Origin of the sequence: Neorhizobium petrolearium (genome assembly GCF_029854435.1) — a bacterium.
GTDB classification, from domain to species: domain Bacteria; phylum Pseudomonadota; class Alphaproteobacteria; order Rhizobiales; family Rhizobiaceae; genus Neorhizobium; species Neorhizobium petrolearium.
Genome location: NZ_CP123000.1, coordinates 3,461,810 through 3,475,121 on the forward strand (window position 1 = coordinate 3,461,810; position 13,312 = coordinate 3,475,121).

The 13,312-nt window shown below is 61.7% G+C and carries 13 protein-coding genes; 5 read left to right on the forward strand and 8 right to left on the reverse strand.

Translation table 11 applies throughout. The features are described from left to right. Positions 1-103: 103 nt before the first annotated feature. Positions 104-598 (reverse strand): MarR family winged helix-turn-helix transcriptional regulator, encoded by a 495-nt coding sequence (locus QEO92_RS17100; RefSeq protein WP_210056685.1) that lies wholly within the window; start codon positions 596-598, stop codon positions 104-106. A gap of 84 nt (positions 599-682) precedes the next feature. Here QEO92_RS17100 and QEO92_RS17105 point away from each other — a divergent pair, with 84 nt between their 5' ends. The 5 genes from QEO92_RS17105 (at position 683) to QEO92_RS17125 (ending at position 4,456) form a co-directional block, all read left to right on the forward strand. Beyond that, positions 683-1,474: a creatininase family protein gene (locus tag QEO92_RS17105; protein ID WP_227703810.1), complete on the forward strand. Its 792-nt coding sequence runs from the start codon at positions 683-685 to the stop codon at positions 1,472-1,474. 77 nt (positions 1,475-1,551) lie between these two features. Beyond that, positions 1,552-1,797, forward strand: a complete 246-nt coding sequence (locus QEO92_RS17110) for a type II toxin-antitoxin system Phd/YefM family antitoxin (protein ID WP_425272337.1) — start codon at positions 1,552-1,554, stop codon at positions 1,795-1,797. Further along, positions 1,794-2,192, forward strand: coding sequence for a type II toxin-antitoxin system VapC family toxin (locus QEO92_RS17115; protein WP_227703811.1), 399 nt, complete (start codon positions 1,794-1,796; stop codon positions 2,190-2,192). Before QEO92_RS17110 ends, QEO92_RS17115 begins: the two co-directional genes overlap by 4 nt. Positions 2,193-2,313: 121 nt before the next feature. Beyond that, entirely contained in the window at positions 2,314-3,408 is a 1,095-nt protein-coding gene (locus tag QEO92_RS17120; protein ID WP_227703812.1) for a CobW family GTP-binding protein, read from the forward strand. Between the two features lie 61 nt (positions 3,409-3,469). Further along, positions 3,470-4,456, forward strand: coding sequence for a WD40 repeat domain-containing protein (locus tag QEO92_RS17125; protein WP_037155796.1), 987 nt, complete (start codon positions 3,470-3,472; stop codon positions 4,454-4,456). 402 nt (positions 4,457-4,858) lie between these two features. Here the strand turns inward: QEO92_RS17125 and QEO92_RS17130 are convergent, their stop codons facing one another. The 7 genes from QEO92_RS17130 to QEO92_RS17160 form a co-directional block, all read right to left on the reverse strand. Continuing rightward, entirely contained in the window at positions 4,859-6,022 is a 1,164-nt protein-coding gene (locus tag QEO92_RS17130) for a GGDEF domain-containing protein (protein WP_227703813.1), read from the reverse strand. A gap of 188 nt (positions 6,023-6,210) precedes the next feature. Beyond that, positions 6,211-7,275: a serine hydrolase domain-containing protein gene (locus QEO92_RS17135; RefSeq protein WP_037155790.1), complete on the reverse strand. Its 1,065-nt coding sequence runs from the start codon at positions 7,273-7,275 to the stop codon at positions 6,211-6,213. A gap of 204 nt (positions 7,276-7,479) precedes the next feature. Next, positions 7,480-8,169: an OmpW/AlkL family protein gene (locus QEO92_RS17140; RefSeq protein ID WP_227703814.1), complete on the reverse strand. Its 690-nt coding sequence runs from the start codon at positions 8,167-8,169 to the stop codon at positions 7,480-7,482. A 255-nt stretch (positions 8,170-8,424) separates the two neighbouring features. Next, positions 8,425-9,108, reverse strand: a complete 684-nt coding sequence (locus QEO92_RS17145) for an IS110 family transposase (protein WP_227703815.1) — start codon at positions 9,106-9,108, stop codon at positions 8,425-8,427. A gap of 150 nt (positions 9,109-9,258) precedes the next feature. After that, positions 9,259-10,569 carry a xylose isomerase gene (gene xylA, locus QEO92_RS17150; protein WP_227703816.1) on the reverse strand — a complete coding sequence of 437 codons (1,311 nt, stop codon included), beginning with the start codon at positions 10,567-10,569 and terminating at the stop codon, positions 9,259-9,261. 190 nt (positions 10,570-10,759) lie between these two features. Further along, positions 10,760-12,214 carry a xylulokinase gene (gene xylB, locus QEO92_RS17155; protein WP_037155781.1) on the reverse strand — a complete coding sequence of 485 codons (1,455 nt, stop codon included), beginning with the start codon at positions 12,212-12,214 and terminating at the stop codon, positions 10,760-10,762. A gap of 26 nt (positions 12,215-12,240) precedes the next feature. Beyond that, positions 12,241-13,281, reverse strand: a complete 1,041-nt coding sequence (locus QEO92_RS17160) for a LacI family DNA-binding transcriptional regulator (protein ID WP_227703817.1) — start codon at positions 13,279-13,281, stop codon at positions 12,241-12,243. Positions 13,282-13,312: the final 31 nt, after the last annotated feature.

Genomic DNA, 13,312 nt, shown 5'->3' on the forward strand with positions numbered 1-13,312 from the left:
TTTTGCTTTTCAGGTGCCGGAATTAAATTTTAAATAAACAATTTAATTCCACACGACAATCCTGCGACGGCAATTTTTCAGGGCCGCATCGCGCTCGCCAAGGTCAGTCGTCAGCGAGCGCAGGCTGGAGATTGTGTTCGACGGCCTTGAGCAGCTTCAGAAGCGTGCGTACCTCCTTGTCGGAAAGGCCCTTCACCGCAAGCGAACCGCAATCGGCGACCGAACGGCCGATCTGTTCGACGCTTTTCAGGCCGATTTCCGTCAGGTGCACGTTCGTGAGCCGGCCGTCGGTTCCGTCGGGGCGGCGCTCCAGGAATCCCTGCGCCTCCATCCGGCCGATCGTGCGTGTCATGGTCGGCGCCTTCACGCCGAGTCTTGCGGCAAGCTGTCCGGGGGTCAGCCCGTCCTCCTCGGCAAGCGCCAGAATGACGCCGTCCTGACCTGCATAAAGCCCGCTCTCGCCAAGGCTGCGACTGAGCGCGGTGCGCATGGATCGCGCCGCCTGCGTGATCGCCGGAGCGAGGTCGGCGGCCGAAAGGCTATCGAGCCCTTTCTTCTTGCCCGACTTGGCCTTCTTCTCACTCTTCTTCTTGCTCATCGGCTCCGCCTGTTTTGTGCTGTCGGATTTTAGCCTTATATCAGCTTCGCGCTATCCATACCGAAACCGGGAAATTACCGCCAGATGCCGCACCCCTTGCCACGCTATCATGACAATGATCCAACAGGTGCGTCCACAGAAAGGCGCGGCTGGATCGCCGTCCTGCCGCTCGGGGCGCATGAGCAGCACGGTCCCCACCTGCCGTTCGAAACCGATGCGCTGATTGCCGAGGGGCTTGTCGCACGGCTCATTCCCGCCCTCCCCGCCGGCCTGCCAGTGACCTTCCTGCCGGTCGAGCCGGTCGGCTATTCGATAGAACACATGGATGTCGCCGGCACGAAAACGCTTGCCTTCGATGAAGCGGTCAATCGCTGGCTCGGCATCGCCGCAGAACTTCATGCAAACGGCATCCGCAAGCTTGTCCTGCTCAATGCCCATGGCGGCAATTCCCCGCTGATGACGATCGTCGCGACCGAGGCGCGCGTGCGCTTCGGCATGCTGGTGGTGGCGACAAGCTGGACGCGCTTCGGCCAGCCGGAGGGATGGATCAGGCCCGAGAACAAGGCGATCGACATCCATGGCGGCGATATCGAGACCTCGGTGATGCTGGCGCTTCATCCGGACAAGGTGGACATGACGAAGGCGGAAAACTTCGGCTCGCATCAGTCTGAGTTCGCGCAAGAATTCAAGCATCTGCGCGCCTATGGATCGCATGCCTTCGGCTGGAAGATGTCCGATCTCAACCCCAAAGGTGTCGCCGGTAATGCCGCGGCCGCAACCGCAGAACGGGGGGAGCGGCTCATCGCCCACGCGGTCAGGGGCATCATCGAACTGCTGGAGGACGTGGCGCGGTTTGACGTGACGTGCCTGCAGTGATCGTGCTTGAGCCGCAACGCCATCGATGCTATTTGGACCAATTAAATGGACCAAAGGAACGCGGAATGGAAATCTCTGTGAGCGAGGCGAAAGCAAGCCTCACCGAGTTGCTTCATCGTGCTGAATCCGGTGAAGACGTTGTCTTGACGCGCCGGGGTCATAAGATCGCGCGGATCGTGCCGATCAAGCCCAGCCTGACAAGGGAACAGCGTAGGGCGCTCATCGACGAGATCAGAGCCATGGCACCGAAGCCTGCCGCGGATGATGTGCCCGCCGAGCGGAGTCAGGATTTTCTTTACGATGATGACGGCATGCCGGGATGATCGTTATTGACACCTCGGCATTGATTGCCATCGTCAATAACGAAGCGATGGCAATCGCCTGCCGGGAGGTGCTGGCAGAAGAAGTGAATGTTCTTCTGAATGCGGCGACCTTGACGGAAGCACTAATCGTCGCGCGGAGGAAGAAATGCCTTCCCGGTCTCACGGCGTTGATCGATCAGCTTCCTATCACCATCATCGAGGTCGACGAAATAAGAGCTGAACGAGCCGCCGCAGCCCATGCCCAATGGGGCAAGAACTTTCACAAGGCCTCCCTCAACTTCGGCGACTGCTTTTCCTATGCGACCGCCAAGGAATTCGACTGCCCGCTTCTCTATGTCGGTGACGACTTTGGCCGGACCGACGTAAGGTCCGCTATTTCGGCCGTCTCCACATGATGTGATCTTATAACATTCAAAACCCTTTGAAGTCGCCGCGGCTTGCCCTTATATGAGGCGGACCAATTTCCGCGCCCGCAATTGCGTACTTTGGGCGCTCCCACATCCCTCGAGGTTTTCCATGACCGAAACAGCCACACAGAAGCCCGTTCCCGTTACCGTGCTCACCGGTTATCTCGGCGCCGGCAAGACGACGCTCCTGAACCGCATCCTCTCCGAAAGCCACGGCAAGAAATATGCGGTCATCGTCAACGAGTTCGGCGAGATCGGCATCGACAACGACCTGATCGTCGAGTCGGACGAAGAGATCTACGAGATGAACAACGGCTGCGTCTGCTGCACGGTGCGCGGCGACCTGATCCGCGTGGTCGAAGGCCTGATGCGCCGCCCGGGCCGCTTCGACGGCATCATCGTCGAGACGACCGGTCTTGCCGATCCCGTACCGGTTGCCCAGACCTTCTTCATGGATGACGACGTGCGCTCCAAGACCGAGCTCGATGCGGTCGTCGCCCTTGTCGACGCGAAGCATCTGCCGCTGCGCCTCAAAGACAGCCGCGAGGCCGAGGACCAGATCGCATTCGCCGATGTCGTGATCATCAACAAGACCGACCTCGTCACACCGGAAGAACTGGCCCGGGTGGAAGACGTGGTGCGCGCCATCAACCCGGCCGCCCGCGTCTACAAGGCGAGCCGTTCGGGCGTCGATCTCGCCCGTGTTCTCGACCAGGGCGCCTTCAACCTGGAACGCGCGCTGGAAAACGATCCGCATTTCCTGGAGCACGGCCACGAAGACCACGTCTGCGGCCCGGACTGCGACCATGACCATCACCACCATGATCACGACCATCATCATCATCATGACCACGATCATGACCACCACCATCATCACCATGGCGACATGTCGCCGATCCATGACGTGACGGTGAAATCGATCTCGCTGCGCGGCGGGGAGATGAATCCGGAACGCTTCTTCCCCTGGATCCAGAAGCTCACCCAGACGGACGGCCCGAACATCCTGCGCCTCAAGGGCATCATCGCCTTCAAGGGCGACGAGGAGCGCTATGTCGTGCAGGGCGTCCACATGATCATCGAGGGCGATCACCAGCGCCCTTGGAAGGATGGCGAGAAGCGCGAATCCCGGCTCGTCTTCATCGGCCGCGATCTTGATGTCGAAAAGATCGAGAAGAGCTTCAAAGCGTGTGAGGCAGCGGCATGAGGCCGGAAGAAAATGTGAGGCGGTTTCCGGGTAACGGCAAGCCGGGGAGAAATGCAGCGTAATGCCGACTGTTGCACCGCTTGATTTGCAAGGCCATGTCGTCGCGGCCCATTTCCTCGGCGACATTCCATTCTTCGCCACAGCCGCCGGCACGATCCACCGCCTCGACAGCGGCGAAAAGGTCACCGAAGCCCATCAGGGCTTGCTGACCTGCATCCGCGATCCCTTCAGCCCGACGCTGATTACCGGCGGTGAGGATGGCAAGGTTTTCCGCATCGGCAAGGACGGCGCGGCAACTCTTGTTGCCGAAGCACCGCGCAAATGGATCAGCGTCGTGGCCGGCGGCCCGCAGAACGCGGTCGCCTATGCCCACGGCAAGTCGAGCTTCGTGCGCCAGAATGACGGTTCGCTGAAGGAATTTCCCGAGAGCCGCAGCATCGAAGGCCTTGCCTTTGCCGCCAAGGGGCTGCGCATCGCCGCCGCTCGTTACAACGGCGTGTCCCTACACTGGGTCGGCACCAATGCGCCGCCGGTCGATCTGGAATGGAAGGGAGCGCATACGGGCGTCACCTTCTCACCGGACGGCCGTTTCCTCGTCACGATGATGCAGGAAAACGCGCTGCACGGCTGGAAGCTGGACGGCAAGCCGGGCGAGAACCGCCACATGCGCATGACCGGCTATCCCGCCAAGGTGAAATCGCTCTCCTGGTCGCCGAAGGGCAAGTGGCTCGCCTCTTCCGGCGCGCCGGCGGCGATCGTCTGGCCGTTTTCCTCGAAGGACGGGCCGATGGGCAAGGCGCCGTTGGAGCTCGGCACCCGCGCCAATATCATGGTGACGCAGGTCGCGTTCCATCCGGCTGAAGAGGTGCTCGCCATCGGCTTTATCGATGGCATGATCCTGGGCGTCAGGATCGCCGATCAGAAGGAGGCGCTGCTCCGCCGTCCTGGTAACGGCGCGATTACGGGATTGAGCTGGAGCGCCAGCGGCAAGCTTCTGGCTTTCTCGTCGGAAGCGGGCGATTGCGGGGTAGTGGATATTTCCGCATAAATCAGCACAAAGACCCGCGGCGGAGAGAACTCCGCCACGGCCTGATCCCGAGGGGTGGGATGGGCAGGCAGTGGGTATTGCGTGGTATTGATGTCAGGCTTGTCCGCCTGCCCGATCGCTTCTGGCCTCATGCTTTCGCGGTCAACGGGAGGTGTCAGTTCCCGTTTTCCGGCGTGAGCAGGTCATTTGTCCTGACGACGCCTGACCGGCCTTCGCAACCATCACCGGGCGCCGGATTGCTTGCCCGTATGGCGACCGGTTCGCGACCCGGCTCCCTGCCCGATGACGAAAACAGAATAGCCGGCAGGCGAAACACGGGGATGCGGAGGCGCTATTTTTCCGCGGCCATCATTCAAATAACAGGAGAAATTCGTTCTGCGCCGGCGGTTTCGTCCCCGCCTCTCAAGCCGCGAGCACATCCTCCCTGAAGGCATCGACTCCGTTGCGCCCCTGCCGTTTGCGCGCATAGAGCGCCTGATCCGCCTTGTGAAGCAGGGCTTCGAGATCGACAGGCCCCGCACTTTCGGCCGCCGCCCCGATGCTGAGCGTTGGCAGGACCGACAGCCGGTCGCCGAGGCGGCGAAGCGAGGTGACGAAAGCGAGGCGGATATGTTCGGCAATCGCCACCGCCTGTTCGAGCGAACGCTCTTTCAGCACGATCACGAATTCGTCGCCGCCGTGACGGGCGATGAGATCACCATCGTCGAGCGCGTTCGCTGCAGACGATGCGAACGCCCGCAGCACCTCGTCTCCCATGGCATGGCCGTGGGCGTCGTTGAGCTGCTTGAAATGATCTATGTCGATCAGCAGCACGGCCAGCGGCTTCGGGGAAAGCTCGGCAAATGACTGCACCAATCCCCCACGATTGAGCACGCCCGTCAGCGCGTCGCAATAGGCTGCAGCCCTGAGCCGGGCGCTTGCCCTTTCCCCCGCCATCAGCATGATGACCATGCTGCGGAGCGTGAGAAACACCATGGCCGAAAGTGCTACCCAGGCATGCACCGCGTCACCGCCGTTGAACAGGTTCCCGTCGCCCAGCAGGCCCGTCATCGCCATGGTGGAACGGCTGGCATAGAGCATTGCCGTCAGCACGAACAAGCCGACGGCAAGTTCCGCCGAATAAAGCTTCTCCTCCCGCCCGAGGCGATGGGCCTCCCGGGCGACCGCCAGATCAAGCAGGCAATAGACCGCCGAACCATAGGCAATGCGTTGGAGCGACGCATCATGGGCGCTGAAAATCGTAACGAAGGGGATGCCGAGCACGGCGATGATGAGGCTGCAATAGAGAAGGCTGACCGTGCGCCCGACGAAGATGCGCATGGATGCCGGCAGGAGCACGCAACCGGCGACCGTCAGGACATTGCCGAATTGAACCGTCATGGAGTCCGGCGCGATACTGCGAAGGGAAATTAAGAAGGAGCCGATCCCGACGAGGAAATTGCTGGCACTCCACCAGGCGAGCCAGCGCTCGAAGCGCCCTGTAAAATAGGCGGCGCACTGGAGCATGCCCAGCACCACGCAGGCAACCGCCGTCATCGCATATATTGTCCGGAGATCGAACGTCATGTGCTTCCCCCGCCAGGGTTGCAACCCGCCCAATTCGCATTCCGCAAGATGCGCCCGGCTCATCGGACGTGATCCGGCAGTTCCGGATGGATTGCGTATTTGGGAGGCCCAGCCCTAATCAAGGAAACCGTAATACGACCTCCTTTCGATATCGTGCGCGCAGTCGTTAGAATTTTATCGATTTCAACTCAGGGATGAGAATTCAACGCCTGCCGGACGACCCCGATGATCCCGCCAAGCAGATCGTGCAGATCGTCGCGATAGCCGTTGCGGGCGGAGGGACCGCTGTCGTCGGAGGTCATGACGACGGTGAGGTCGAGCGATGGAATGACATAGAGCATCTGCCCGCCATACCCCCAGCCGAACTTCACCTCCTCGCCGTCGATATTCCTGAGAAACCAGCCGTAGCCATAACCGTCGCCGGAAAAGCGGGAATTGGTGCGCAGCGTCCAGGACTGGTCGACCCAGTTCTTCGAGACGACCTGCACGCCGGATTTCGTCTTGCCGCCGTTGCGGTAAAGCTCGCCGAAGGCAAGCAGCGACCGGGCCGTCATCGCCATCTGATTGCCGCCGAGATAAATGCCTTGCGGGTCACGGTCCCAGGCGCCGATGCGGAAACCTTCGACCGGCGCCAGCCATTCGCGTGCCAGCGCCAGCGTCGATTTCCGGCCGACCCTGGTGAGGATCGCCGACAGCAGGTGCGTCGAGGCGGTGGAATAGAGCATACCGCCGCCCGGATCATCGTCGAAGGGCTGGGCAAGCGCGAAACGGACCCAGTTGCGGCTCGCAACCCAGCGGCCATAGTTCGGGCCGGACATGCGCCCGAGCCCCGCCTGCATCGAGAGAAGATGGCCGATGGTGATCTCGTGGATGCGTGGATCGGGATTTTGCGGCAGATCGGCTTTCAGGATCGGCGCGATCTTCTGGTCCGGGCCTTCAAGCAGCCCCTTGTCGATGGCGATGCCGACGAGGCAGGAGACGATCGATTTCGAGGCCGACTTGATGTTGCTTGAAGCATTGCTCGACCGGCCGTTGAACGCCCGTTCCGCGAGCATCTCGCCGCCGCGGCTGACGAGCACGACCTTCAACGGTTCGAGTTCCGCAGCTGCGTCGAGAACCGCTTTCAGCGCCATATCCTGTGGTAGCGCCGGCGGTTGCGGCACGGGCAGCGCGGAGGCTGCACCCTGCGCCAAACTCCGGGCAGCGGCAAAGACGAACGGCAGGGACAGGAAAGCAGCACGGCGCGTGATCATGTGCCGCAGGTTAGAGCATCGGATGAGAATTTGCAGGCACTTCTGTTGGCTCAAGCGCCGGATTCACGCCAAGGTGATGGGGTGTGAGAGGCGAAGGAGGACGCCACCCGCTGCCTCATTGGCGCGACGGCCGCCGGAAAAAGCAGGAAACGACGCGGCTTTCGCCGCGTCGTCCGCCTACCCACCGCCCTCGTTGTTCTTTTTTTAGAACCGGTAGGTGACACCCGCGCCGATCAGCCAGGGATTGATCTTCGCCTTGCCGCTGAGCGGGCCGAGGACGTCGTGATCGGCCTTCCAGTCGGTTTCGAGGAAGATCTTCTTGACGTCGAAGTTCACGCCCCAGTGCTGATCGATCATATAGTCGAAGCCCACCTGCAAGGCAGCGCCGACATGGTTTTCCACGTCGAGGTTATGGAACCCGGTCTTTTCCGACTGATTGTAGAAGAAGGTGTAGTTGACGCCCGCACCGACATAGGGCTTGAAGGCGCCGAAATCGGTGAAATGATATTGCAGCGTGAGTGTCGGCGGCAGGAGCCAGGCCCGGCCGACCGGAACGCCGACCGCGCCGTCTTCCTTGATGTTCGCATAGGTCGTTCCGAGAATGAGTTCGGCGGCGATGTTGTCGGTGAAGAAATAGGTGATGTCGAGTTCCGGGATCACCGAGTCGGAATAGGAAAGGTCCGAACCCGGAACGCCGTTCACCGAGCCCTCATCCTCAGTGATGACGCCCAAACCGCGTACGCGGATCTGCCACGGGCTTTGCCCAGTCACTGCTTCCTCTGCCACCGGGGCAGCCGGAGCCGGCGTCAGGTCCGCCGCCGCCGCCCCGAATGCGAAAAAAGCCGCACTGACGCCTGCGAGCCATCTCAGATGCCGTACACCGCTCATGTTCATTTAACCTCTCCTTGAATCAGCAATGATCTTTGCAGAAAGAGCGGTAGGCCTGGGAAAAGAGGGACGGTTTGATCAGGATCAACCGCTTGCCGGGGGAGGCCGGCTTATGAGGCGGAGTGGCAAATTTGTCGCATAAAAAGCCGCAGACTGCTGACAAAACCAAGAGCGGCAACTCCTCTTTCGTCATGCTCGTCCTCGGGTTTAACCCGAGGATGTCCCGAGCACCTACCCACCTCAAAATTTTCAAAATTATCGCTATATAATCAAAAATTTAGCAAGCGACGGCATATCCTCGGCAGAAGCCCGCGCAACTGTGTTGTTGGTTGTCAAAGCTCGAATGCTTTGTTGTCCCGGATGGCGGCCTTGAGGGTGACGAGCAGCCGGCTGCGGCTGGGCCAGGCGGATACGCGCGCTCTTGCGCATCTCCACCAATTGGTCACGGCGTTCCATCAGGTCGCGCAGTTCCAGCCGCTCCGGCTCCGGTCGTACCTGTGCCGGCAAGTCCATCGTCACGCCATAGCGCGCCAGAATGTGGGCATCGACCCGGTCGATCCTGGCTCCTGGCCAGGAAACCGGCGGCCTGGGCAAACTGACGCGCCTTGCGTGGGTTGGCCTGGTGGAAGGCTGTCCGGCTTCATGCAGCCGAAGGCACAGAGCCCGATCGTAACGACCGGTCGCTTCAAGGACACAGAAGCCCTGCCGTCCGCCCAGCTGTGCCAGGAAGGCATCGTGCCCTTTCGCGTCGTTGGAAAACCGGCTTCGTCGGCCAGTCGGATGAAGAAAGCAATCCAGCCATTGTTTGGAAACGTCGATTCCGACGATGCAAGATGCTATCGTCATGAGGCCCGTCCTTATCCTGCGGGATCGCCGCGCCAACGGCCTCCCGATCAACTGTTCGGGTGACAAAAGTCGGAACGGCAGCCTACCGGGCTCGGCCACGGTTTCTCACTACCAAAGATGACCAAGGTACGCTCCCGACCCCCTCAATCTAACAAATCGACACGGCCAGCATAGATAAGAATGACGTCATGCATGCCGGAAGGTGCGTCAACAAGCTGGGGCCGCATACCGCGGCCCCAGCTTGTTGTGTCAGACGTAGCGGTTGACGATGTTTTCCAGATATTCCTGGCGGCCGGAAACCGGTTCCGGATTGATGTTCTCACGCTCCACCATGGCGGCGATCTCGTCGAGCTTGTATTCGCCGCGCAACATCTTCTGCGCCTCGGGGCTCTCCCACTTCTCGTAGCGGGCATCGAGCGGGGTCTTGAGCGCGCCGTCGTCCAGCATCTTCGCGGCTGCCTTGAGGCCGCGGGCGCAGCAATCCATGCCGCCGATATGGCCGATCAGCAGGTCCTGCGGATCGAGCGACTGGCGGCGCAGCTTGGCATCGAAATTCGTGCCCCCGTTCTTGAAGCCGCCGCCCGCAAGGACGTGATAGTAGGCGAGCGCCATTTCCGGCACGTTGTTCGGGAACTGGTCGGTATCCCAGCCGGACTGATAATCGTTGCGGTTCATGTCGATCGAACCGAAGATGCCGAACGTGTTCGCCATGGCGATCTCATGTTCGAAGGAATGGCCGGCAAGGATCGCGTGGCCCTGCTCGATATTGACCTTCACCTCGTTTTCCAATCCGTTCTTCTGCAGGAAGGCATAGACGGTCGAAACGTCGTAGTCATACTGGTGCTTGGTCGGCTCCTGCGGTTTCGGCTCGATGAGAATCGTGCCTTCGAAACCGATCTTGTACTTGTATTCGACCACAAGATTCAGGAAACGGCCCATCTGGTCGAGTTCGCGGGTGAAGTCGGTATTGAGGATGGTCTCGTAGCCTTCGCGCCCGCCCCAGAGCACGTAGTTGGAGCCGCCGAGTCGCTTGGTGGCGTCGAGGCAGGTCTTGACGGTCGCCGCGGCGAAGGCGAAGACGTCCGGGTCGGGATTGGTGGCGGCACCGGACATATAGCGCCGATTGGAGAAGAGGTTCGCCGTGCCCCAGAGAAGCTTCACACCGGTTTCGGCCTGCTTTTTCTCGAAATAGTCGACGATCTCGTTGAGGTTCTTCGTGTTTTCCGCGAAATTCGTGCCTTCCGGGCGCACGTCCGCATCGTGGAAGCAGTAGAACGGGCTGCCCAGGAGCTGGAAGAATTCGAAGGCGACGTCCGCCTTCATCTTGGCCGCTTCCATCGTGTCGGAAAACCAGGGGCGCAGGAATGTCTGGCCACCGAAGGGATCGCCACCCGGCCAGGTGAAGGTGTGCCAGTAGGCGACGGCAAAGCGCAGGTGGTCCTCCATGCGCTTGCCCGCGACGATCTCGTCGGGATTGTAGTGGCGGAAGGCGAGCGGATTGGCGCTCTCCGGGCCTTCGTATTTGATCTTCTGAATGTCGCCGAAAAAGCCTGTGCTCATAGTCATGTCCTCCTTGGGGAATGTTCATTCATATCTGACGCTTGCCCCTCATCCGCCTGCCGGCACCTTCTCGCCGTAAACGGGGCGAAGGAGACGCGCGGTGAGCTATCCACCCCCTCGAACGGTGAGCGGGGCACGTCCCCTCTCCCCGCGGGCGGGGAGAGGGTTAGGGTGAGGGGCAAACCCCGGTTCAATGCGCCAGCGACCTGATCGCCGGATACGCCGCCCGATAACGCGCGTATGCGGCCTCATAGGTATCGGAAAGCGCCGTAACGGGCTCGATCGTCTCCTCCGTCTTCGGCGCCGAGCAGACCGCCACCGGATCGGCCCCGGTCGCGGCGATGAGACCGAGCCGGGCGGCACCGAAGGCCGCGCCGAAATCGCCGTCCGCCGGGATATCGACAGGCATTCCGAGCGAGGTCGCGATCGAGGCCAGCCAGTAACGCGAGCGCGAACCGCCGCCGATCGCCGTGACGCGGGAAATCGATGTGCCGGCGGATTTCAGCGCTTCCAGATTGTCGCGGATCGCAAAGGTGACGCCTTCCAGCACCGCCTGGGTCAGCACGGCCCGGCTGCTTTCGTGTCCAAGGCCGATGAAGGCGCCGCGGATAACCGCATCGTTATGCGGTGTGCGTTCGCCGGAAAGATAGGGCAGGAAGGTGACGCCGGTCGGGGCCTTCAGACTATCGCCCAGTTCTTCCGTGAGTTCGGCAGCAGATCTGCCGGCAATGTGCGAATACCAGTTGAGCGCGTCGGTGGCCGACAGGATGACGCCCATCTGGTGCCAGGTCTTCGGCAGCGCGTGGCAGAAGGCGTGCACGGCGCTTTCCGGCTTCGGCAGGTAGGAGGCGTTGGCCGCGAACAACACGCCGGACGTGCCGAGCGAGACGAAGGCGCGGCCTTCCGCAACCGTGCCCATGCCGCAGGCGGATGCCGCATTGTCCCCCGCCCCGCCGGCCACCACAACATTGCCGGTGATGCCCCATTTGGAGGCCAGTTCGCCGCGCAGCTTGCCCGCCTGTTCCGTGCCTTCCACCAGCGACGGCATCTGCGTCTCGGACAATCCGGTCGCATCGAGCAATTCGGACGACCATTTGCGGGCGCCTGTATCGAGCCAGGAGGTTCCGGCCGAGTCCGACATTTCGGAAATGTGCTCCCCGGTGAGCCACAGGCGCAGATAATCCTTCGGCAGCAGTACCTTGGCGACCTTCGCAAAAACCTCCGGCTCGTGCTTCCGCACCCAGACGAGTTTCGGCGCGGTGAAGCCCGGAAAGACGATATTGCCGGTGATTTGCCGGAAGCGGGAATCGGCGTCGAGCATCGCCGCCTCCTCGTAGGAGCGCGTGTCGTTCCAGAGGATGCAAGGCCGCAGCACCTTGTCGTCCGCATCGAGCAGCGTCGCGCCATGCATCTGGCCGGAGAGCCCGATGCCCTTCACGGCGGCGAGTCCCTTCGGGAACTTCGCCTTGAGGCCGGCGACGGCTTCCTCCGTGGCGCGGATCCAGTGGGCAGGCTCCTGCTCCGACCAGCCGGAATGCGGGCGCGAAACGTCGAGCGCGCCACTCGCCGAACCGATGATCCTCTGATCGCCGTCGATCAGCATCGCCTTGACGCCGGAAGTGCCGAGATCGAGACCGAGATACATGGTGTTTCTCCTTCATGCTCTGCTTCTCAGGGCAGATTGTCTTTCAAGAATATGTCGATGCGGATGCGCTCCTGCCCGGCGATCACCGGCAGGCCATCCGCCTTGGCCTTCAGCACGCGGATGGCGCTGCGCACCTCATGGCCCGCATCCTGGTTCAGCACCGCATCGATCACGCCTTCGGCGAGTGCGGCGCGGGTCGAGGCGGTGAGTTCGTGGGCGATGACAAGAGGCCGCCTGGACATTCCCGCTTTTTGCACCGCCCGGATGAGGCCCCGATTGCCCGCGCCGAGACTATAGATGCCAGCGATGTCAGCATGACGGCGCAGCGCATCGGCAACCACCGTTTCGGCGAGCGCCGGATCGTCCCGGCCCTCCAGCACCGGCAGGATAAGGACATTCGGATAACTCTCTCCGATGACCGACGAAAACCCTTCGAGCCGCTCGCGATGGTCGCGCACCAGCATGGAGCCGGCAAGCACCGCCACCGTCGCCCCTCGCTCAGCCAGGAACGGGCCGCTCAGGAAACGGCCCATCAGGCTGCCTGCGGTACGGCCGGCGGCGATATTGTCGATGCCGGCGTAATGATCGCGGGAGGCGTCGGGCAGATCCGAGACAAGCGTGACGGTCGGAATGCCCGCTTCCTTCAAGCGACCGACGGCAGCGCGGACTTCAGGCGCATCGATGGCGACGAAGGCGACTCCGGACGGCTTTTCGGCCAGCACCTTTTCGAGTGCGTCAACCAGTGCATCCGGATCAAAGGGTGGCACGTCGATGATGCGGATATGGGTGCGCTCGGCGCTCGAACGGGCAATCGCGCCGCGCACTTCCTCGTGCAGGCCGATCATGAAGGAATTGTCGTTTTCCGGCAGGATGAAGACGAAGGAATAGGTGCGGCCCTTGGCAAGGTTCGCGGCCGCAAGATCCCGCACATAACCGAGCGCAGCGATCGCCTCTTCCACCTTCGAGCGGGTCACCGCGCGCACGCCCGGCCGGTCGTTCAACACGCGATCGACCGTGGCAAGGCTGACGCCTGCGCTCTTCGCGATGTCATGGACAGTGGGCTTCATGAACTCCTCCGCGGAAGGTCGTAGCCCAATT

Excerpts from the sequence above, each read along its gene's own strand:
- QEO92_RS17160 (WP_227703817.1), bottom strand. The coding sequence starts at position 13,281 with ATGAAGCCCACTGTCCATGACATCGCGAAGAGCGCAGGCGTCAGCCTT.
- QEO92_RS17105 (WP_227703810.1), top strand. The coding sequence starts at position 683 with ATGCCGCACCCCTTGCCACGCTATCATGACAATGATCCAACAGGTGCG.
- QEO92_RS17120 (WP_227703812.1), top strand. The coding sequence starts at position 2,314 with ATGACCGAAACAGCCACACAGAAGCCCGTTCCCGTTACCGTGCTCACC.
- xylB (WP_037155781.1), bottom strand. The coding sequence starts at position 12,214 with ATGTATCTCGGTCTCGATCTCGGCACTTCCGGCGTCAAGGCGATGCTG.
- QEO92_RS17140 (WP_227703814.1), bottom strand. The coding sequence starts at position 8,169 with ATGAACATGAGCGGTGTACGGCATCTGAGATGGCTCGCAGGCGTCAGT.
- QEO92_RS17135 (WP_037155790.1), bottom strand. The coding sequence starts at position 7,275 with ATGATCACGCGCCGTGCTGCTTTCCTGTCCCTGCCGTTCGTCTTTGCC.
- xylA (WP_227703816.1), bottom strand. The coding sequence starts at position 10,569 with ATGAGCACAGGCTTTTTCGGCGACATTCAGAAGATCAAATACGAAGGC.
- QEO92_RS17115 (WP_227703811.1), top strand. The coding sequence starts at position 1,794 with ATGATCGTTATTGACACCTCGGCATTGATTGCCATCGTCAATAACGAA.
- QEO92_RS17130 (WP_227703813.1), bottom strand. The coding sequence starts at position 6,022 with ATGACGTTCGATCTCCGGACAATATATGCGATGACGGCGGTTGCCTGC.
- QEO92_RS17100 (WP_210056685.1), bottom strand. The coding sequence starts at position 598 with ATGAGCAAGAAGAAGAGTGAGAAGAAGGCCAAGTCGGGCAAGAAGAAA.
- QEO92_RS17125 (WP_037155796.1), top strand. The coding sequence starts at position 3,470 with ATGCCGACTGTTGCACCGCTTGATTTGCAAGGCCATGTCGTCGCGGCC.